Raw genomic sequence first — 19,470 nt, forward strand, 5'->3', positions numbered from 1 at the left:
ATGCGCCGAAGCTGGAGCGCAAATACATCCATCATTCACCTAGCCAGGTAGCGATCTTGTGCCAGCCGCACCGCCGCTCTGCCACATTAACCTGCGGGGCTCCAGTGCATACGGCGTTTGCTGCATTTTCCGCACCGCGCGCAGCTCCCAGCGCGCGGTGTTTCGCTGCATGACGGCGGTCGGTCGACCACATGCCCAGATTACTCATCAACCCCATTTCTAAAGGATTTTTAAATAAGACAACAAAAAACCCCCGACAGGTAACTGTCAGGAGCCGTGAGATGCGGCCTGTCCGGCCGATTCAGGTTGAAGCCTGCGCCGCCATGCGGTCCGCAGCCGTTTCGTCACGAGCTGGTACACAAGCACGAGAAGCCAGGGAATAACAAGACTTGTGACAAGAGCCCCCGCCGCAAGGAGATGGTACTGCTCCATCCCGAAGCGATCTGCCGTCATATTCACGCGCCATATCGTCAGTACCATCGGATGCAGCAAGTAAATACCGAACGAGACTGCGCCAAGCGAGAGCAGAATCCGCGACAGCGCGGGCCTGCGGCTGAGCAGCCTGCGCGCCAAGCCAATCATAACTACAGAAGCGGCAACCGGATATGCGTTAAACAGAAGCTCATATAAGATTTGTCCCAAGCCGATGCCAGATTGATCGAGGATAAAGAAACCCGCCAACGCTGCGCCCATACATAGGCTTGCAGGCACCGCCCAGAGCAGCAGCCGCGGCAAATGGCGGACAAACGCCTCATAGTTCAAGCCGATATAACCGCCCAGCAAGAAAACTCCCAAATACGATGTCGCCAGCGATGGCGAATTCGGAATCGGCTCCACCCAGTGCCCATAGCTGAAGAAAAGCGCCTGCACGGCAAACCCCAACCAAATCAGGTGCGGCCTCAGCCGCGGCCAGCGTTCCATCACCGTCATAACAATCGGGAACAGCACATACATTTGCAAAATAATGATAACGTAGTACAAATGGTAATTCGCGTCGGCCCACGGCAGCAGATCCGCATATTCCCGCCAGTCGATCCGGAGCTCGCTGCCCGCCAGGCGCTGATGGAACAAGTAGTAGAGCATAGACCAAATTAAATACGGAACAACGATATATTGCAGACGTTTCCGGTAAAATCCGGCGGCGCGCCGCCAGCTCCACCCGCCCTGATACGCATAAAATAAAACCATGCCGCTCAGCAGCAAAAATACCGGCACCGCAAAATTGCTGACCTTGTTGACACTTAAATAGATGAGCTGTGCTGGCGTGCCTTGCGGCATATCCACAATGCCTTCGGAAGTGCCGTGAATGAACAGCACCGCCAAAATAGCGAAAGCCCGGACAATATCCAGCTCTATCAGCTTCGGTTTTGATTTCACTGCTTAACCTGACCCCCTGCTCAAATGTAAAGCGCATGTAAAGAAAAGTGCCCTACCAAGTATAGCACTTCTTGCGGGAGCTTGCTGAATTTTTTGTCGAATTTTGCTGGTAAATAGATGGTATTTCAAGCGACTCTTCAAAATTTAACCTCCACGGATCGGCCATGATATAATACTCCCATACATGTACATCCAGGAGGTGCGACATTGCTCTCGCCGCGTTCTTATTTATGGTATTTTTTCCGCCCGTCCCCGACGATGGCGGCTGCCCTAATAGCACTGCTGCTGCTGGGCGGCTGCCAGTCAGGCGATTCGCCGCAAGACACGAACCGCGTTCCCGCCGAAGGCAAAGCAAGCGACAGCATCACCTCCCTTGCTTTTGCCTCAGCAAGCCTTAGCATGGGGCCGGGAGCCAGACAAGCCTTAACCGTATATGGAACCAAAAAAGACGGCACCCGTCTCGATCTGTCGAAGCTGCCCGGGCTTCAGTTTGCCGTGGAGCCGCCCGGCACAGCCTCCGTCGCCTCCGGAACAGCGGAGGTGCTGGCAGCCGAAACCGCCAAGACCGGTGCCAGAGCCACCATAACCGTCACCTATCAAGGACAGACTGCAGAGCTGCCGCTGCGGATTAAGCCCTCCCTGCAGGACACGGTTACTGTGAACAGCAAAGGGGAGGCCGTAATCACCAATACGTCCGACATCGCTCTCGTTGTCAACAAACAGCGCCAGCTTCCTGAGAATTACGCCCCGTCCGATCTGGTGGAGCCGAGCATTCCTTTTTCCTTCAAGGAGAAAAACGAGAAGAAGCTGATGCGCAAGGAAGCCGCCCAGGCGGTGGAAAAGCTGTTCGCCCAGGCCAAAAAGGAGAATCTGTCCTTGACCGGCGTATCCGCCTACCGTTCCTATGCGACCCAAAAATCATTGTTTCAATACTATGTCAAAACACAAGGCGAACAAAACGCCCGCAAATACAGCGCCATTCCCGGCACCAGCGAGCATCAGACGGGACTCGCTATTGACGTATCCTCTCCCGACGTGAGGTATGCGCTGGACGAATCGTTTGCAGGCACAAAGGAAAGCAAGTGGCTCGTCCTGCACGCGGCCGAATTCGGCTTCATTATCCGTTACCCGCAAGGCAAGGAGCAGCTGACAGGCTACGCTTATGAGCCTTGGCACATCCGTTATGTCGGAGCGGACATTGCCGCGGAAGTGCAGCAACGGGAGATTACGCTGGAGCAGTACTTTGAGGATGCCGTGGCGGCCGGCTCCGCCCAATAAGACGCGCCATCGTTTCAGAAGAAACCAAACGACCGTTCCCCGGTGCAATACCGAGAAACGGTCTCTTTATGTCCAACGTGCGCGAATCCCAAGCGCGCGTTGCGACACTGCGTGGCGGTCGGTCGAACCATTCTGGTCTGCTTGACGGGGGGGAGAACCACACCGGCGGCTTTCGCTTCGTTTGGCCCGGCTCGCGGAGTGGTGTTGTGATGCCGCATGACCGCGACCAGTCGCAATGCACGGCCTTTCGTGAAGATAACAGCATGTAGTTGACCGACCGCCGTCATGCAGCGTAACACCGCGCGCTGGAGCTGCGCGCGTGCGGAATTGCTGCTCCCTGTCCGGATCGGCATAGCCTAACGTTACTGCCTTGTGATGCGCAGTAGTTGTTCCTGCTTGAGCTGCCGCTTATCCCCAGGCAGCCAGTTCCATCTCAAAGTCATGGCTGAAATCGCAGCTGACAGGGGTAACCCTCACATTGGCGGTGGACTGCCAGAGCTGATCCAGCGTATCCATCACCACAGCCTCATACGTGTAATACCCCTTTTCCGCTTCCCCGGATTTCACAAGCTCCACCTTCACAATCCCCCCGTAACCGTCAGCGCCTACCGCTTCTACCCGGACATCCCGATCCCATATCGGACCAAGCTGGACATTCGCTTGAATCACAGTTTGCGGGGGCCCGATTTTGGTCGCCTGTCCAGAGGAAATCGACAAGCCATGCACCTTTACCAGCGGCCAGCTTTTTCGGACAAACGCTTTATACGCGGCGACTTTTCCGGCTATTTCCAGCTGATTGGCAGCAAATCTGCTGCCTCTGTCTCCGACAGGAGCATAAATCCGGTTCCAGTAATCCTGAACCATACGATGCGTGTTGTATTCGGGGGCCAGCGTACAGATGGCTTCCTTGATCGTGCTTACCCAGCCTTCCGGCACCTGCTCATGGCTGCGCCGGTAATAGAGCGGAATAATCTCGTGCTCCAGCAAATGGTATAGCGCCTGGCTGTCATGATGAAAGCGCGCTCCCTCATCCCCGGGCAACGACCCTTCAATGGCCCAGCCGTTGCGTCCGTTATAGCCCTCATCCCACCAGCCATCTCTTACACTGCAATTGAGGACGCCGTTTACAGCCGCCTTTTGTCCGCTCGTGCCGCTGGCTTCCATCGGCCTCACGGGTGTATTCAACCAAACATCCACACCCTGCACCAGCCACTTGGCCCGGCCCATATCGTAGTTTTCTACTACGAATATCCGGTCTTTAAACCGCTCCTGCCTGGCAATCTCCACGATCCGGCGAATTAGCTCCTGTCCCGGTCCGTCCGCCGGATGGGCTTTCCCTGCAAAAATAAAGCTTACCGGCCGCGCTCCATCATTCACGATGCGATCGAGACGGTCAAGATCCTCAAATAACAGCAGCGCTCTTTTGTACGTTGCGAAGCGTCTGGCGAAGCCGACAAGCAGCATGTCCCTGGGGGAGACGGGCAGCCCGAGCTCCTGCAGCATCTTGTCCTTGGCCTGCCGCCGTGCCGCCCACAGCTCCCCGTCCGGGATATTCCGGACCGGAGCCCAGGTCTGTGCGGCAGCCTGCCTCCCCTCCCAACCGGCTGCCAAATGCTTGTCAAGCAAGCTCCGCATGCCGGACGACAGCCAGGTTCCGATATGAATCCCGTTGGTAATCGCGTCCACCTGAACGTCCTGGGCTGGAATAACAGGCTTCCACTCATGAAATAAGTGCTTGGTCACCTCAGCATGCAGCTTGCTGACTCCATTGACCCTGGATGACGTGCTGACCGCCAGCCGCGTCATATTGAATTGTTCCCCGATACATCCGAGGGCCAGCACTTTCTCCCGCTCCGCTCCCAGCTGCCAATAATAATCACCGAAATACCGGTCCATCCTTTCCAGGGAGAACACATCGTGACCGGCCGGAACAGGGGTGTGCGTCGTAAATACGGTGCTGGCTTTTATCGCCTCCAAAGCTGTCTCAAACGTGACCCCCTGCTCCGAATATTCGCGGATACGCTCCAGGGTAGAGAATGCCGAATGCCCCTCATTCATATGCCACACCGCCGGCTTGATTTGCAGCGCTTGCAGCAGTCTGACACCGCCAATCCCGAGAATAATCTCCTGGCTAATGCGGATATCCGGGTCGCTGGCATACAGCCGGTCGGTGAGCCTGCGATCATCATCATGATTTTGCTCCACGTCCGAGTTCAGAAGATATACGGGAACCTGCCCGACGTCCACCCGCCAGGCCTTCAAAGCAATTTGACGCCCTGCAGCGGGCACTTGTATGAGTAAGGGCCGGCCCTCGCAATCCGTAACTTGTTCTATCGGCAGCCTGGAGGTATCAAGCGGCGGGTAATGATGCTCCTGTACCCCGTCTTCACGAATCCGCTGCTGAAAATACCCGCTGCTGTAAAAGATCCCAACCCCGATTAAAGGCAGCCCCAAATCGTTTGCCGCTTTAATGTGATCTCCGGCCAGCACACCAAGACCCCCCGAATAAATCGGCAAAGCCGCATCGATACCGAATTCAGCGGAAAAATACGCCACCTTGCTGGTCATAACCCCATCACCTCGAAATTATGCTTAGTCACTGCCAGGGTATAACGATTCGCTGCTCCCTACACCATATGCCGCCCGTTTTGTCATGTGCATGCGCCCGGACATTTTCAGCGGCGGTTCGTCCGTTCTCCCCGTCATCATCGCATCAAACTGTACCGGGCTTCAATAAATGAGACTGGTATATTCCTTTCTCTATCATCCTTGATTCGCAGGCTTCCTTCTCCTCTCGCTAAACCGGGAGACAACAAACCGTTCGCACCGCCCGCAGCTCCCAGCGCGCGATGCATTGCTGCATGAAGGCAGTCGGTCAAACCACGCAATCCGGACGAACCAGGCCCAGACCATAGTTGTTGTAAAATCCATACCAACCCAAACAGCCGGATCCTGCTTACAGTCAGGACCCGGCTGCTTAACATCCATGGAAGATATTCATTTATTCCTGCGTCAGCGGATAAAAAATAACGTCTATCGGGAACGCCGATCCCGAAGCCGGAGAGAATTCCAAATCCAGGGACGGCTCGGTTCCATTCGTTCTGGCAATGATTGTATATCCCTGATAGTCGACCATGACTCCTGAAGGCGGGGTTTGTACAACCTTGCCGTTCACCAGGAACGGCCCTTTAAACACGCCGCCCCGCGGGAGAACGAGCACCGACATTTTGGGCGGTGCATCGATATGAATTTTGTAGACGACGCCGTAGTTGCCCAGATTCAGGGACGGCTCCTTGCTGATATAATCCGTTCCCTTTACAAATATATCCGAGGTTCCGTCGCCGATGGCGAAGCTGGACGGCTTCGTAATCGAGGAAGCATTGATATTCCAGTACACCTCTGAGCCGACGAACGTCCCCCGTACATTGCCTTTGTAGGCCAATTTCGGCAGTGAATCCAGTGCATCGAGGCCCTCCTCCTGATCCATCGCCACAAAGGAGAATTCTACCTCGCCGTCGGTTTCTACATCATACAGCACATTCATGCCTTGATCAGGATAAAAATCCGGCATGTCCTTATAATATGCCGTTTCGTTCGGCCGGAGCACCAGCGTTTCCTCCGCCCGTCTTCCCTGCAGGAATTCAATCGTCGGTTCATTGCCAATCAGGTTGGCGTAAATAGACGGATATACTTCCCCTTGGTTCGTCGTCTTGATCGTAACGCTGCGAGCCGGATCATGGTTACGGACCATAATGGCGAATTTCATTTTCCGGCTCATCCCGTTGACATGGGTCGCATACAGCCGGGCTTTCCCGTTAACCAGCTCCTGATACAAAATCCCCTTCTCCGTAAACGTCTCCGGGCTGTCGCTTACAATAAGCGGGCGATCGGTAGGCTTTCGCTCCATCTTCGGGATTTGCGGAATGCCGCGCAAATATTTGCGGAGCACCTCTTCTTCCTCGCGGACATAAGTGCCTACCGGCTTGTGGTATACATGATGCTCGAATTCATCCAAATAAGGCTCGTCCTTGACAAGAATGTTGCGGGAATACGTGTTGCTTACATTGCCGAAGCTGTCTTTGACCGTAAGAGAAACCTTGTACAAGCCCGGGGTAAAAATCGTTTGCGCATTCCCGATCCATTGAATGTCCTTCAACGCCGTCCCCTTCGGATCATAGCTTAAATTGCTGTAATGAATCGGCTCGCCAATCCGGTATGCTTCTTTATCGACCGTGAACTTGGCGACGGGCTTGACGTTCGGCGCCGTATCGTTCGTAAACAGCGTCCGGTCCGCTTCCGGCTTGATATAGCGCAGCTCAATCCGGTTCAAATCCTCATCGGCATTCGCCTGAAAGGAGATATAGGGCTGGAGCGCGGATAATTCCAGATAAAGCCGATCCTCTTCGAGCAGGGCGGTATTTCCCCACTCGCGGATCTCGCCATTCTCAAGAACGGTCCGGTCCGCAAGCGAATATTCCAGAAACGCCTTCGGTGTCGTAACTTGTACTGTTCGCTTCTCGGCGTTCCATTTGACCGGCACGCCGAACCATACGGTCAGCTCGGAGGCTGGCAAGTAATAGCTGCCGTTCCGCTCCAGCGGAGCCGCTCCGGCTTCCGTTTTTTCTCCATTCATATAGGCTGCCGTGTTGCCGGGATACAGCAGCAAATGGCTATCCTCCGGGGCGGCGGAGACACTCACGCCCAAACTCCCGAAGGCAATAACCACAGAAAGGGTCAGCAGCAATTGACGCAATGGTTTCATCAGCGGATATATTCCTCTCTATCGTTTACTTCTTTCATCCAGCGGATAAAAAATCCACTCCACTGCAGACGTAGTTCCGGGAGCAGCCAGCCATTCTATCTTGACATCCGGCTCCAGCCCCTCGGCCCGGTAAACCACGAAAGCGCCGTCCTGATCCGTCAAGCCTCCTTGCGGCAGAGCCAGCACCTGGCCGTTAACCCGTACAATACCGTTGACATAGCCTTCCTTGGCCCGGAGAGCAATCACGGACGGACGCGGGTGCTTCAGGTTCAAGGAATACACCATGCCTCTGTCTTCAGCCGGGGACAAGCCTGGCGTCCATGTGGACAGCACCGGCAGATTGGTCCGGTCCAGACTCGCTTCATAATGAATTTCTGAAGCTTCATACACAGCCTTAGTAACCGAAGGCGTGAATAGGGCGCTGTACGGCTTCATGATTTCGTTCTCGCCGAAAACAACAAAGCCGATTTCGGCCTGGCCATCCGTTTCAATATCCTGAATCGCCGCAAAGCCTTGTCCCGGCTCCAGCGTCACCTGATCTAACACAGCCGTTTGACCGGGTTTCACCTCGATGCTTTCCCCCGATCCCGGCTGAGTGATGAAATTGACAGCCGCTTCTCTGGCATTCGCCTGATGCAGGATCGTCGGCTGAAGCAGACCCTCGCGCGTGATTTGTACGGTCCGGGTCTTGCTCGAATCCGGATTATACAGCACTGTGGCGACATTTACCTTGCGGTGCATCCCATTGCTGTGATGCAGGGTTAAGCGGGCTTTGCCGTTCAAAGCCTGCTGTCCAAGCATGCCCGTGCTCCGGATGACCTGATTCTCGCCGCTGCTGATCCGTTTTCGTTCCTTCGAGCTCGAGATGACGCCAAGCAGCGGAGGGCTGCCGGCCAGCGTATGTTCCCATGGACCGGAGGAGGATGCTTCCCTAATCACGCTGCCGGCCTGGCTTGTATACCAGGGGAATTCGGCTTTGCTTAAATAAGGCTCATCGGTCACCTTCACCGTTTGAACCGCGGTGTCACTCCAATTTCCGTTTCCGTCCCGCACCTGCAAGGACACAGTGTATGTCCCCGGCTCAAAGAAAGCCGGCTTGTTCCCCGACCACTTATATTCCGGCAGCCCTTCGGCATCGGGATCATAGCTCAAATCAATATAAGAAACCGGCTCACCGAGCCGGTAAAACGGCTTATCGGGAACAAAAACAGCGATGGGGCGCGAATTCCGCTGCAAATCCTCGGAATAGCCCGACTCGCGATACGCCGTATCGGTCGGCTGCACATACGTCAGATCTACACGGGCAGGATGAGATTGAAAAGCATAGTTCACCTGCAAATAAGGCGCAATCCAGCTCAGCTTGACCAGCAATACGCCATCGCTAATCAAGGAAGTTTCCTCCAAGGGCACTGATGACCCGTTGACACTGACGGTTTGGCGCGCCAAATCCCACTCCAAATACGCATTCGGCGTAGTCAGCCCCGCCGTCATGCGTTCCTCATTCCATTTTGTTTCCAGCCCAAGCTGCTGTGAGGTCCAGCGCAGCGGGATGTAGAAGCTTCCGTCCACAATTTGTGCCGCCGTTTCCGTCGATACGGCCGAACCATTCACTGACGCAGACAACTGCTTGTCCAGCAGCTGCAGCTGCAGCGTCGTGCCGGATACCTGAGCCGATGCCGCTTGCCCTTGGGCAGCGGCAATCGCCAAAGCCAGCGTAAAAGAAAGTAGATGTTTCTTCTTCAAGAGCTTAAATCTCCTTTCTATAAATGAACACTTTGTCTCCCAATGTAGCATGATTCATATCAAAAATCATCCCAAAATAATAATACGCGCATTTATGGCTCAAGGTTTCCAATCCATGTGTATGAAGCGGAATGAAAACTTCCATTTTTCCCATCCAAAATCCATTCTAAATAAGGTATAATAATATAAAATTCATTATGTGTAATCGCTATCATTGTATAAACCCGCTTAGATCCAGCACAGCGATGGATAAGAAGGGACAGGAGCATGTATGCAAACCGGAGAGCTGCTACAACAGTTTTGGCTTGTCAGCAAGGACCAGATTATTCAATTGTGGGTTCTGGCGATTGACAACCATTTCCAAGAAATCCCTCATACTCCCCCACTTCGCCGCATAGGCGAGCTTTTTTTGGATATATTGTTTGACTTCGATACCCCGATAGAAGAGAATTCAGCCTTCCCTGCGCTGCAGCATAGCTTGCTGGAGCTTGTTGGCGTGCAGGCGCCGATTATCGACGTCCTCAAAATTTCGCATCTGCTGCGGGAATGCTTCATGGACCAGATTTGGCCGTTTGTAATGAAGCATGATTTGGATCTGAAGCACCTCCATTTGACCATTCCTGTCATTCACCGCAGGCTGGATCAGCTGCAAAGCATCATTTGGAACGCTTATTTGAACCCGTTTGATGCGGTGACTGTACAAAACGTTGAGGAAAACTCCGCGCTCCAGCACAAGGAACGCTTGACCCTGCTTGGCAAAATGGCGGCAAGCATGGCGCACGAGCTGCGCAATCCGCTGACAGCCATCGAAGGCTTCCTCAAGCTTATCCGGGCCAATCTGCCTTCGGACGCCAGCACCAGCATCCCGCGCTATCTGGATGTCATAGAGAATGAATTCGATAACCTGTACCGGCAAATTTCCGGCTTCCTCAGCTTTTCGAAGAGCAACATTCACGAGGAGAATCAGGTGCTGATTGACCTGCCGAGCCTCGTTCATTCCGTGCTCATTCTAAACCATCCGCGGCTTGACAGCGAGAGCATCGAGGTAGAGCTTGATTTCGGCGATCATCCGGCCCTTTCCGTTCCGAAGGTGTCCTTTCAGCAGGTCATCTCAAATCTGCTCAACAACAGCATCGACGCCTTATCGACTATGCCTCATCCGCGCAAAATCATCTTAAGCAGCAATGAGGATGAACAATACATATTTTTGCAAATCAGAGACAACGGTCCCGGCATTCCGGAATTGATGCAAACGAACATTTTCACTCCGTTTGTGACCGGCAAAAGCAACGGCACCGGCCTGGGACTGGCTATCTGCAAACAAATTATGGATAAGCATGGCGGCGGTATCGATTTCACCTCGCATACGGGAGAGACGGTATTCACGCTGTCCTTCAACAAGCAGACCGATCCGGTGAATGCCGTATCCACCGTGGAGCTGTTTCCTTAGCTGCCGCACAGCGCAGGCGATGCAGACCGGCTCGGTTGACCGGGGGCAGATGTATCCAGCATGCTTAAATCCCGGAGACTGCCCCGCTGCCGGAAAACGGCGGATCGAACCCCGACAGACCGTACACTTCTCCCAGCACGCGGTTAAAGTCACATGACGGGGGGCAATGTCATATGCTTAACGTGCCGGGATGGTCGTGCGGACCGGCTCACAGATGTTCAAGACTGCAGCAGTCAGCCGCCCGCCTGCCTGCTTCTTAATCAACGTACTTCTCAACTGGAGGGATTCCCGTGACAACCAACCAACCGCTGCGGCTCGGCCTTATCGGGGCTGGCAATATTGCAAGCGTACATATCAAAACGTTTACCCAGCTTCCGGACATCCGGATTGAATCGATTACCGACACCTATTACCCTCTTGCCGAGTCCCGGGCGGAGGAATTCGCTATTCCGAAGAAGCCCCGCACGGCCCAGGAGCTGCTGGCCGATCCGGAAGTGGATGCAGTGATCGTCTGTGCGCCGAACCAGTGGCATGCTCCGCTTGCAATGGAGGCGATGCAGGCAGGCAAGCATGTAATTCTGGAGAAGCCGATGGCTTTGGACGTCGCTTCGGCCAAAGCCATCGTCCGGACCCAGCGCGATACCGGCGCGACCTTGATGATTCCGCATCAGATGCGCTGGGAATGGGTCGCCCTGCAGGTCAAGGAGCAGATGCAGCAGGGAGCGCTGGGCCGTATTTACAACGCCAAGGCCGGCTGGCTGCGCCGCAAGGGCATCCCGGGCTGGGGCAGCTGGTTCACCCAGAAAGCGATGTCCGGCGGCGGGCCGCTCATCGACATTGGGGTGCATATGCTGGATTTGTCGCTGTATTTGATGGGGAATCCGAAGCCGGTCTCCGTGTACGGCTCCACCTATGCGGAATTCGGGCCGAAAAAACGCGGCATCGGCAGCTGGGGCACCCCAAACTGGGACGGCTTCTATGATGTGGAAGACATCGCTGCGGCCCTAATCAAAATGGAGGACGGCAGCATCCTGTCCCTTGACGTAAGCTGGGCCGCCCATCTGGATACGGACAGCGAGCCGTTTGTCAATCTGATGGGCACCGAAGGCGGAGCGGCCATTCGTGGCAGCCGGGGCAAGCTGCTCCATGAAACGGCTGACGGACAGCTGGTAGACCGGGAGCTGTCACCGCCGGATGGGGATGAAGGAGCGCGGCTGCGGATGGCCCGCCACTTCGTCAGCTGCGTCCGGGACGGTCAAGCGCCGCTGACGGACGCGATATCCGGGCTGACCAACAATCTCATTTTGGACGCCATCTATGAATCGTCGCGGACCGGACGGGAAGTGCAGCTCGACTGGTCCTTATAGGCAGAGCAATACAAATTTACCTGCAAAAAACAGCAGCACCGTGCAGACGGTTGGTCAGGAACCAACCGCCGGCATGGTGCTGCTGTTTTATACGATTTTGTCGGCATCGGCAGGGGCTTCCGCCATCCTGCTGCAGGCCGCGCAAGATGGCGGGGCGCACAGCTGCCAGCTCGCACGTACTGCTGCTCCACGCCGCACCGGAAGCAGTGCGTCATCATCCGTGCTCGACACGACGCTTACCGGTTCAGCAGGCTCCCGACGTAACGAAGCAGCTCATTGGCGCATACCGGGCAGTAGTTGTGCTCGTCAATGAGGCGTTTGGTCACCTCATTTATTTTCTTAAGCTGGCTTTCATCCGGTGTTTTGGTCGAGGTTGTAATTTTGACGATATCCTTCAGATCCGCGAACAGCTTCTTCTCAATCGCCTCCCGCAAGCGCTCGTGGCTGCTGTAGTCGAACCGGCGTCCTTTTCGGGAATAGGTGGACATCCGGATGAGGATTTCTTCCCGGAACGCTTTTTTGGCATTCTCGGAAATGCCGATCTGCTCCTCAATGGACCTCATCAGCCGCTCATCGGGATCCATCTCCTCCCCGGTCAGCGGATCTTTAATTTTGCCCCAGTTGCAGTAGGCCTCAATATTATCGAGGTAGTTGTTAAACAGCGTCTTGGCGGACTCCTCATAGGAGTAAACGAACGCCTTCTGAATTTCCTTCTTGGCCAGCTCGTCATACTCCTTGCGGGCCACCGAGATGAAGTTCAGGAACCGCTCCCGTTCTTCCTTCGTAATGGACGGATGCTGATCGAGTCCATCCTTCAGGGCGCGCAGCACATCCAGCGCATTAATGCATTGCAGGTCGTTGCGGATGAGAGCGCTCGCGATCCGGTTGATGACGTACCGCGGATCGATGCCGGTCATGCCTTCCTCCAGGTACTCGTTCTGCATTTCCTTCAAATCGGCTTCCTTGAAGCCCTCGACGGATTCCCCGTCGTACATTTTCATCTTTTTGACCAGGTCGACGCCCTGCTTCTTCGTTTCCTTCAGCCGGGTCAGGATAGAGAAGATTGCAGCTGACCGCAGCGTATGCGGAGCAATATGTATGTGACGCATATCGCTCTGTTCAATGAGCTTTTTATAAATTTTTTCCTCCTCCGATACCTTCAGGTTATACGGCACCGGCATGACGATCATCCGCGACTGGAGCGCTTCATTCTTCTTATTGGCAATGAAGCCTTTGTACTCCGCTTCATTCGTATGGGCGACAATAAGCTCATCCGCGCTGATGAGGGCAAAGCGCCCGGCTTTGAAATTCCCTTCCTGCGTCAGGGACAGCAGGTGCCACAGGAACTTCTCATCGCACTTGAGCATTTCCTGGAACTCCATCAGCCCCCGGTTGGCTTTGTTAAGCTCGCCGTCGAAGCGGTAAGCGCGCGGGTCCGATTCGGAGCCGTATTCGGTAATGGTGGAAAAATCGATGCTGCCGGTCAGGTCGGAGATGTCCTGGGATTTCGGATCGGACGGACTGAAGGTTCCAATACCGACACGGTCATCCTCGGAGATAAAGATGCGCTCGACGATAACATCCTCAATCCGCCCGTCATACTCCGTCCGCAGCCGCATCTGGTTCAGCGGAGACAGGTTGCCTTCGATTTTGATGCCCAGCTCCCGCTCAATCTCCGGACGCAGATCGTGCGGAATCAAATGAAGCGGCTCCTCGTGCATCGGACATCCCTTAATGGCGTACAGCGCCCCCTCCGGTGTTCGGGAATACCGCTCCAGACCGCGTTTGAGCATGGTCACCAGGGTGGATTTGCCGCCGCTCACCGGGCCCATGAGCAGCAGGATGCGCTTCTTGACATCCAGCCGCCGTGCGGCGGAGTGGAAGTATTCCTCCACCAGTTTTTCGAGCGTCCGGTCCAGGCCGAATATTTCCTGCTCGAAAAATTTATATTTCTTCTGCCCGTTTTCCTCATAAATGCCATGCCAAGCAATCATGTCATATACCCGGGCATGGGCGTTTCGCGCAATACTGGGGTCCTTGCGCACCAGCTCAATGTACTCCGCGAACGTGCCCGTCCACGCTTCCTTCTCCCGCACTGCACGATGATCGGCAATTTTTCTAAAAATGTCCATGGGTACCTCCTCTGGGTTTTGCCCTTGATCGAAACGGCAGCCTGCTGCTGCCCGGGGCCGTGCCGTCCCGTGAGATGGCATTTTGTCTCCTTAGAGCATGCGCATGCTTTTCACGTCCTGCCGGGCAAAACGTATTCTATCTGACGTTCCTCTGTAGGCTCTCTCTTTCGTTTGGTGTACTAAATATGTATGCGCCCCACTTGGATAAGTTGCCGGAATTTTTATATGGAAATGCTTGACAAATTGCGCGGTCTTTCGCCGGACAAACATGCTATAATGACAATGTCTTCTAGGCATAGACTCGCAGAAAGGGGCTGTAGTACATGCCCGTTCGTAAGGAAACCGACCTGTACGCGCCGGTCAAGGGCTTCTGGGAAGCACGCGGCTACGAGGTGCGCGGGGAGGTTGGACATTGTGATTTGGTGGCGCTTCGCGGCGAAGAGGAGCCGGTCATTGTCGAGCTAAAAAAAACGTTAAACCTGCCGCTCCTGGTCCAAGGCCTGGACCGCCGCAGACAATCCTCCCAGGTCTATCTTGCGGTGGAAACAGGCAAGAACGGCCGCGCGCCGCACGGCCTCAAATGGAGCGAGCTTACCCGGCTGTGCCGGATGCTTGGACTCGGACTGCTGACGGTTCGCTTCTACAGCCGCAAGAAGCCGTTCGTAGAGCTGCTGTGCGAACCGGAGGGCGCCTGTCGGCAGGGAGAGCGTTCACCAGCCGCCAACGCTGCGGCGGCAAGCGCGAACCCGGAAGCGGTTGAAAGCGCTTCTCCAGACGCCGATTCCACCGGGCAGGAACCGGTTGTGCCTACCGCGTTCAGCGCCTCCCTGAAGCCCATGAAGCACCGGACCGCCCGCCTCGTCTCGGAGTTCCGTGAGCGAAGCGGCGACTACAACGTCGGCGGCAGCACAAAAACCAAGCTCGTCACCGCATACCGGGAACGGGCGCTGGAATGCGCGGAATGGCTGCATCGCAAGGGACCGCTAAGCCCCAAGCAGCTGCGCGAGCTAACGGGAAGCAGCAAGGTTTCCCTGATGCTGCGGCGCAATGTGTACCGCTGGTTTGAACGTGTGGAACGCGGTGTATACCGGCTTACGCCGCATGGAGAAGACGCGCTGCAGCAATTCGCCCACGTTTTGGAGGCCAAGCGCACTCCCTCCCCTTAACCGGAAATTCCCTCAAGGAAAGGAGCTTCCTTATGACCAAATCAGGCGGTGTACTCACCGCGTTGTGCCTCATGCTGCTGCTTGCCGCTCCCGGCTGCAGCCCTAGTCCCGGCGGTAACACGGCAGAGAGCGTCTTGACGCAGGAAACCGCCGTATACCTGCAGGCGCCGCTCGCTTTTTCCAATCCTGCGCCCAGCCCCAGCCCGTCTATGCCCAATCCCGCTCTCCCGGCAGACCGTCTTCCCGCCGATGACGGAGTTCCGGCCGGAGGCAGCGCCGCCGCCTCTGATTCAAAGGAGCTGCCGGCTCCAGATCCGGCCCCATCCGCCACGAGCCTCACGATCCCGCCGGCCGGCTCTCCTAGCGTTACAGCCTCGGTCTATAACCCGAACCAGGCGAAGGTCCGCATTCCCGTTCTGAATTACCACAGCATCGCCATCGACCCCGGCAATCCCGCAGCCTTAACCCCCGACAAGCTGGAGGCCCAGCTTAGCTACCTGGCCGAAGAAGGCTACACCACACTAACCTTGCAGCAATTTACCGATATCATGGAAGACAAGCAAAAGCCGCCGGCAAAGCCAGTTCTCCTGACGTTTGACGACGGCTATACCGACAATTATGAAACGGCCATGCCTCTGATACGGAAATATGACTTTCATGCCACCTTGTTTATGACCCCGGGCTGGGTTGACAAGCCAGGGTACTTAAGCTGGGAGCAGGTTAAGGAAATGCAGAAGGCCGGATGGGACGTTATGCCCCACGGCATGAGCCATCCGAAGCTGAATCAGCTGAATGCCGAGCGGCAGGCCCAGGAAATTATCGAGGCCCGAAAGCTAATCGAAGCGCAGCTTGGCGTGACCGCCGATATTTTCTGCTATCCTTACGGCCTCTACAATAAACAGACACTGGCGATTCTGAAGGAGCAGGGCTTCCGCTACGCCTTCACGATCGATCAGGGCTTCACTGACCCGGGCCAGCAGCCGCTGCAGCTCAAACGCATCTTCGTCGACGGGAACCAGAGCCTGCCATCGTTCATCCGCCGTTTGAAATAGCTGGCGTATTGTTCACTTCCCCTGGCAATCCCTCCGGGGACAGCGGAAGCGCCACGGTAAATATCGTCCCCTCGCCGGGCTTGCTGTCAATCTGAATGGTTCCGCCGTGGCTGTGGATAATCTTGAAGCTGACCGTCAGGCCAAGACCTGTCCCTTTTTCCTTCGTTGTGAAAAACGGCTGGCCGATTTTATTCAGCTCGCTCTCCTTAATTCCGCAGCCCTGGTCAGCCACCCGGATAACAGCCTGCCCGTCTTGTTCGAACGCCTCCAGCCGAATCACCCCGCCGACGGGCATGGCATCCATCGCATTTTGCAGCATATTAATGAACACTTGCTTCAATGAATTCTCATCGCTCCGCACCCAGATAGGCTCGCCGGACACCATCAGATGAATCTCCACATTATTCAGCATCGCCTGCGAATGAAGCAGCAGCGCGACGTTGCGCAGCATTTTGCCGATATTGTTCACCCGGAACACCATTTCGTGCGGCTTGGACACCATCAGCAGCTCACCGACAATCAGCTCAATGCGGCTAAGCTCCTCCTGCATAATTTCCATGTATTGTTCCCGCTTATCCGTGCTTTTGTGCATCAGCTGCAGGAAGCCCTTCAAGGAGGTGAGCGGATTGCGAATTTCGTGGGCAATGCCCGCCGCCAGCTGTCCGGCCATCGTCAGCTTCTCGGATTGCACCATCAGCTTCAGTGCTTCATTCTTATCCGAAATGTCCCACATCAGCAGCAGCACCGCCGGCTTGTCCTTGAACCATATAGAAAGCGCCTTCATTTCTACTGTCTTTACTGCTGCATCGGCGCATACCATGCGGAGCTGCATACAGGCAGCCCCCGGTGGCTCCGGAAGACCGGCAGCCAATTGTACCGCCCCCAGCCAGTGCTTGAAGCACAGCAAATCCTCGGACGCAACCCATTCGGTAACCGGCCGCCCGGCAAGCCCGGCCTCCTCCGCTCCAAGCAGCCGCAGCGCTTCATTATTCACGTATTCCCAGTTCCGTTCTTGGATGACGGCAGCCGGCTTGGGAAGCTCTTCAATTAAACGCTGATATCGCGCTTCAGCCTGCGCCAGACGCTCCTCCAGCTGAACCTGCCCCATTTGCTCCCGGCCTGCCGCGCCCAGTCTCATCTCTTGAAGCTGCTGCTCGACCATACGATATTGTTTCTCTGCCCGTACTCGCTCCCGATGCTGAACATGGATGACATATACAAAGAGGAACGTTATACCGGCAACCAGCAAAAAATAAACCAGCCCCACGCCTTGATAAAACATTGCATTCACAAAATACATGCCCGTCTCCTTTAAAACGAATATGTTATCCAATGGTATCTAAATTATTCGACGCTTAGGTAATATTTTCCTTTTTAACTTGAAAAAAAATAACCCGGCCGTGAGTGGCCGGCTACGGGGATGAGAATTATTTCCGCAAGGTGTTTAAGAAAGCGATCGGTGTTTCGCCGGGGGAATACCGCAGGCGGGAAACGCAGAAGCTGACGCCTTGACAGGGCCGCCCGAGGTGTACTAGCATAACGGAGAGGGAGGAGGCATAACCACATGAACACAATGGAGAACACGTCCCCTGCTCCGTTATCACAGCAGGCCTACACCGGTCGCGCAGCTGGACAAGCCCGATCGAACCGGAAGACGTACATACTCTTTTTCTTAAGCTGGATGATTCTCATCGCGCTGGGAACGACAGGCACGATGTTGTACACGAACTACTTGAAGCAGCAGGTGGCTGCCGAGATCAGCCAGCAAACCCAGGCGCAGCTAGCGACGATTCAGGCGGACTACGAAGCCCAAATCAAGGCGCTGAAGGACAGCTACACCGCGGATATGACTGCGCTGCAAACCAAGGTCGATTCGCTGAACGAGCTGCTGGCGTTTGCCAAGGACAATGCCAATAACAAAAACGATAACAGCAACCAGCTCTACACCCAGCTGAACGAAGTGAAGAGCAAGCTGGATGATTTGAAAAAGAACCTGGACGTGCTGAAATGAATGTCCGTCTGTTAAACCGTTTCTTCCTGCTGCTGTGCGCCCCATGCCTCGGCATGCTGCTGCTTCTGGCATGGCAGGGCTTCCATGTGCGGCTGCCGGACCTTCCGGCACTGGCGCCGCACACGCAGAACCAAACGGCAAGCGCCGCAGTCAATCAAAAGCTGGAGAAGGCCGTCGCGAACGCCGGCACGATGCGCACCTCTCTGGAGAGCCTGATTCAGCTGTACGACAAGACAAACAGCGAGATGAACACCATTCACAAGATGTCCGGGGAACAAGCAGCCCGGCCGCAAGAGATTTTCGACTCGCGCATCTCGGTCAAGCTGGGCAAGCCGGTAAGGGCCATCAGCTCCAACAATATTGATTTGAAGCTGTACACCTTCAACCGGACCACCTATACCGGTTATGCCCTTAAGGTGAATCTCAAAACCGACAACGCGATGAAAATGGTGCTCGGCAAGGATCGCGTCGGCGGCAGCGAGACAACGCTGGATGCCGTCAAGCGGTATGGAGCTGTCGCCGGGATTAACGCCGGCGGTTTTGCCGATGATACGGCAACCGGGAAGCGTTTCCCGCTCAGCACGACTGTATATGGCGGCAAATACGTGTACGGCTTTGAGCCCACCTTTGAAAATTTGGCCTTTGTGGGCCTCAGTACGGACCGCAAGCTGATTGGCGGCCGCTTCTCCCGTCAGGAGGATCTCGACAAGCTGAAGCCGGACTTCGGCGCCACATTCGTGCCGGTGCTGCTGAAGAGCGGCACGAAGCAGCAAATCCCGGCCCAGTGGCAAAACTCGCCGCGGCGCGCCCCGCGCACAGTCGTCGGAAACTTCGGCAACGACCAGCTCCTGTTTATCGTGACGGACGGCTACGACGAAAAAGGCGGCTCCGGCGCGACGCTGATGGAGCTCCAGGATATGCTTCAGGAGCTCAAAATTGTGGATGCCTACAATTTGGACGGAGGCGGATCATCCTCGCTGATTGTGGAGGGCAGAACGATTAACCGGCCTTCGGACGGCCGTTTGCGCCCGCTGCCGACACATTTCCTGTTTTTTAAATAGGGAGTTTTCATTTGATTTCGGTTTGGGTATAATAAAGCTATTGATCTGGGCTAAACGGAAAGGGGTATATC

At 55.4% G+C, this 19,470-nt stretch carries 14 protein-coding genes; 8 read left to right on the top strand and 6 right to left on the bottom strand.

All coding sequences use genetic code 11. The annotated features are described in order from the left end of the window. Positions 1-267: 267 nt before the first annotated feature. On the bottom strand, positions 268-1,377 hold the full coding sequence (locus WBG83_RS09500) for an acyltransferase (protein WP_336744776.1): 1,110 nt from the start codon (positions 1,375-1,377) through the stop codon (positions 268-270). 207 nt (positions 1,378-1,584) lie between these two features. Here WBG83_RS09500 and WBG83_RS09505 point away from each other — a divergent pair, with 207 nt between their 5' ends. Beyond that, on the top strand, positions 1,585-2,655 hold the full coding sequence (locus WBG83_RS09505) for a M15 family metallopeptidase (protein WP_336744777.1): 1,071 nt from the start codon (positions 1,585-1,587) through the stop codon (positions 2,653-2,655). 408 nt (positions 2,656-3,063) lie between these two features. Here WBG83_RS09505 and glgP read toward each other — a convergent pair whose 3' ends face one another. From glgP to WBG83_RS09520, 3 genes are all read right to left on the bottom strand, one after another. Further along, on the bottom strand, positions 3,064-5,223 hold the full coding sequence (gene glgP, locus WBG83_RS09510) for an alpha-glucan family phosphorylase (protein WP_336744778.1): 2,160 nt from the start codon (positions 5,221-5,223) through the stop codon (positions 3,064-3,066). A gap of 433 nt (positions 5,224-5,656) precedes the next feature. Beyond that, the gene (locus WBG83_RS09515; RefSeq protein WP_336744779.1) at positions 5,657-7,417 is read right to left on the bottom strand and encodes a stalk domain-containing protein; all 1,761 of its coding nucleotides are present in this window, start codon (positions 7,415-7,417) and stop codon (positions 5,657-5,659) included. A gap of 18 nt (positions 7,418-7,435) precedes the next feature. After that, positions 7,436-9,160, bottom strand: coding sequence for a stalk domain-containing protein (locus WBG83_RS09520; RefSeq protein WP_336744780.1), 1,725 nt, complete (start codon positions 9,158-9,160; stop codon positions 7,436-7,438). 271 nt (positions 9,161-9,431) lie between these two features. Here WBG83_RS09520 and WBG83_RS09525 point away from each other — a divergent pair, with 271 nt between their 5' ends. Together WBG83_RS09525 and WBG83_RS09530 are read left to right on the top strand one after the other, a co-directional pair. Then, positions 9,432-10,610: a sensor histidine kinase gene (locus WBG83_RS09525; RefSeq protein ID WP_336744781.1), complete on the top strand. Its 1,179-nt coding sequence runs from the start codon at positions 9,432-9,434 to the stop codon at positions 10,608-10,610. Between the two features lie 290 nt (positions 10,611-10,900). After that, complete coding sequence (locus tag WBG83_RS09530) at positions 10,901-11,977, top strand: Gfo/Idh/MocA family protein (RefSeq protein ID WP_336744782.1); 1,077 nt, start codon at positions 10,901-10,903, stop codon at positions 11,975-11,977. Between the two features lie 236 nt (positions 11,978-12,213). On the opposite strand, the gene WBG83_RS09535 is transcribed toward WBG83_RS09530, so the two are convergent. Continuing rightward, positions 12,214-14,109 (bottom strand): PrkA family serine protein kinase, encoded by a 1,896-nt coding sequence (locus WBG83_RS09535; protein WP_336744783.1) that lies wholly within the window; start codon positions 14,107-14,109, stop codon positions 12,214-12,216. A gap of 323 nt (positions 14,110-14,432) precedes the next feature. On the opposite strand from WBG83_RS09535, the gene WBG83_RS09540 reads away from it, so the two are divergent. Continuing rightward, positions 14,433-15,275: a DUF2161 family putative PD-(D/E)XK-type phosphodiesterase gene (locus WBG83_RS09540; RefSeq protein WP_336744784.1), complete on the top strand. Its 843-nt coding sequence runs from the start codon at positions 14,433-14,435 to the stop codon at positions 15,273-15,275. A gap of 32 nt (positions 15,276-15,307) precedes the next feature. Beyond that, positions 15,308-16,327 carry a polysaccharide deacetylase family protein gene (locus WBG83_RS09545; protein WP_336744785.1) on the top strand — a complete coding sequence of 340 codons (1,020 nt, stop codon included), beginning with the start codon at positions 15,308-15,310 and terminating at the stop codon, positions 16,325-16,327. On the opposite strand, the gene WBG83_RS09550 is transcribed toward WBG83_RS09545, so the two are convergent. Next, positions 16,308-17,627: an ATP-binding protein gene (locus tag WBG83_RS09550; RefSeq protein WP_336744786.1), complete on the bottom strand. Its 1,320-nt coding sequence runs from the start codon at positions 17,625-17,627 to the stop codon at positions 16,308-16,310. The two genes, WBG83_RS09545 and WBG83_RS09550, sit on opposite strands and share 20 nt — an antisense overlap. Positions 17,628-17,731: 104 nt before the next feature. Between WBG83_RS09550 and WBG83_RS22590 the strand changes: the two genes are divergently transcribed. From WBG83_RS22590 to WBG83_RS09560, 3 genes are read left to right on the top strand one after another with little or no spacing between them, the layout of a single operon-like run. Beyond that, the gene (locus WBG83_RS22590; RefSeq protein WP_442955817.1) at positions 17,732-17,839 is read left to right on the top strand and encodes an AraC family transcriptional regulator; all 108 of its coding nucleotides are present in this window, start codon (positions 17,732-17,734) and stop codon (positions 17,837-17,839) included. A 52-nt stretch (positions 17,840-17,891) separates the two neighbouring features. Continuing rightward, positions 17,892-18,338 carry a hypothetical protein gene (locus tag WBG83_RS09555; protein WP_336744787.1) on the top strand — a complete coding sequence of 149 codons (447 nt, stop codon included), beginning with the start codon at positions 17,892-17,894 and terminating at the stop codon, positions 18,336-18,338. Next, entirely contained in the window at positions 18,335-19,399 is a 1,065-nt protein-coding gene (locus tag WBG83_RS09560; RefSeq protein WP_336744788.1) for a phosphodiester glycosidase family protein, read from the top strand. The genes WBG83_RS09555 and WBG83_RS09560 overlap by 4 nt, the downstream gene beginning before the upstream one ends. Positions 19,400-19,470: the final 71 nt, after the last annotated feature.

The organism is Paenibacillus sp. y28 (assembly GCF_037137075.1).
Taxonomy (GTDB): domain Bacteria; phylum Bacillota; class Bacilli; order Paenibacillales; family NBRC-103111; genus JBBBNV01.

What these genes read in the sequence shown, in the direction of transcription:
- WBG83_RS09545 (WP_336744785.1), top strand. Translation starts at nt 15,308, where the DNA reads ATGACCAAATCAGGCGGTGTACTCACCGCGTTGTGCCTCATGCTGCTG.
- WBG83_RS09515 (WP_336744779.1), bottom strand. Translation starts at nt 7,417, where the DNA reads ATGAAACCATTGCGTCAATTGCTGCTGACCCTTTCTGTGGTTATTGCC.
- WBG83_RS09525 (WP_336744781.1), top strand. Translation starts at nt 9,432, where the DNA reads ATGCAAACCGGAGAGCTGCTACAACAGTTTTGGCTTGTCAGCAAGGAC.
- WBG83_RS09540 (WP_336744784.1), top strand. Translation starts at nt 14,433, where the DNA reads ATGCCCGTTCGTAAGGAAACCGACCTGTACGCGCCGGTCAAGGGCTTC.
- WBG83_RS09550 (WP_336744786.1), bottom strand. Translation starts at nt 17,627, where the DNA reads ATGTATTTTGTGAATGCAATGTTTTATCAAGGCGTGGGGCTGGTTTAT.
- WBG83_RS09560 (WP_336744788.1), top strand. Translation starts at nt 18,335, where the DNA reads ATGAATGTCCGTCTGTTAAACCGTTTCTTCCTGCTGCTGTGCGCCCCA.
- glgP (WP_336744778.1), bottom strand. Translation starts at nt 5,223, where the DNA reads ATGACCAGCAAGGTGGCGTATTTTTCCGCTGAATTCGGTATCGATGCG.
- WBG83_RS09555 (WP_336744787.1), top strand. Translation starts at nt 17,892, where the DNA reads ATGAACACAATGGAGAACACGTCCCCTGCTCCGTTATCACAGCAGGCC.
- WBG83_RS09535 (WP_336744783.1), bottom strand. Translation starts at nt 14,109, where the DNA reads ATGGACATTTTTAGAAAAATTGCCGATCATCGTGCAGTGCGGGAGAAG.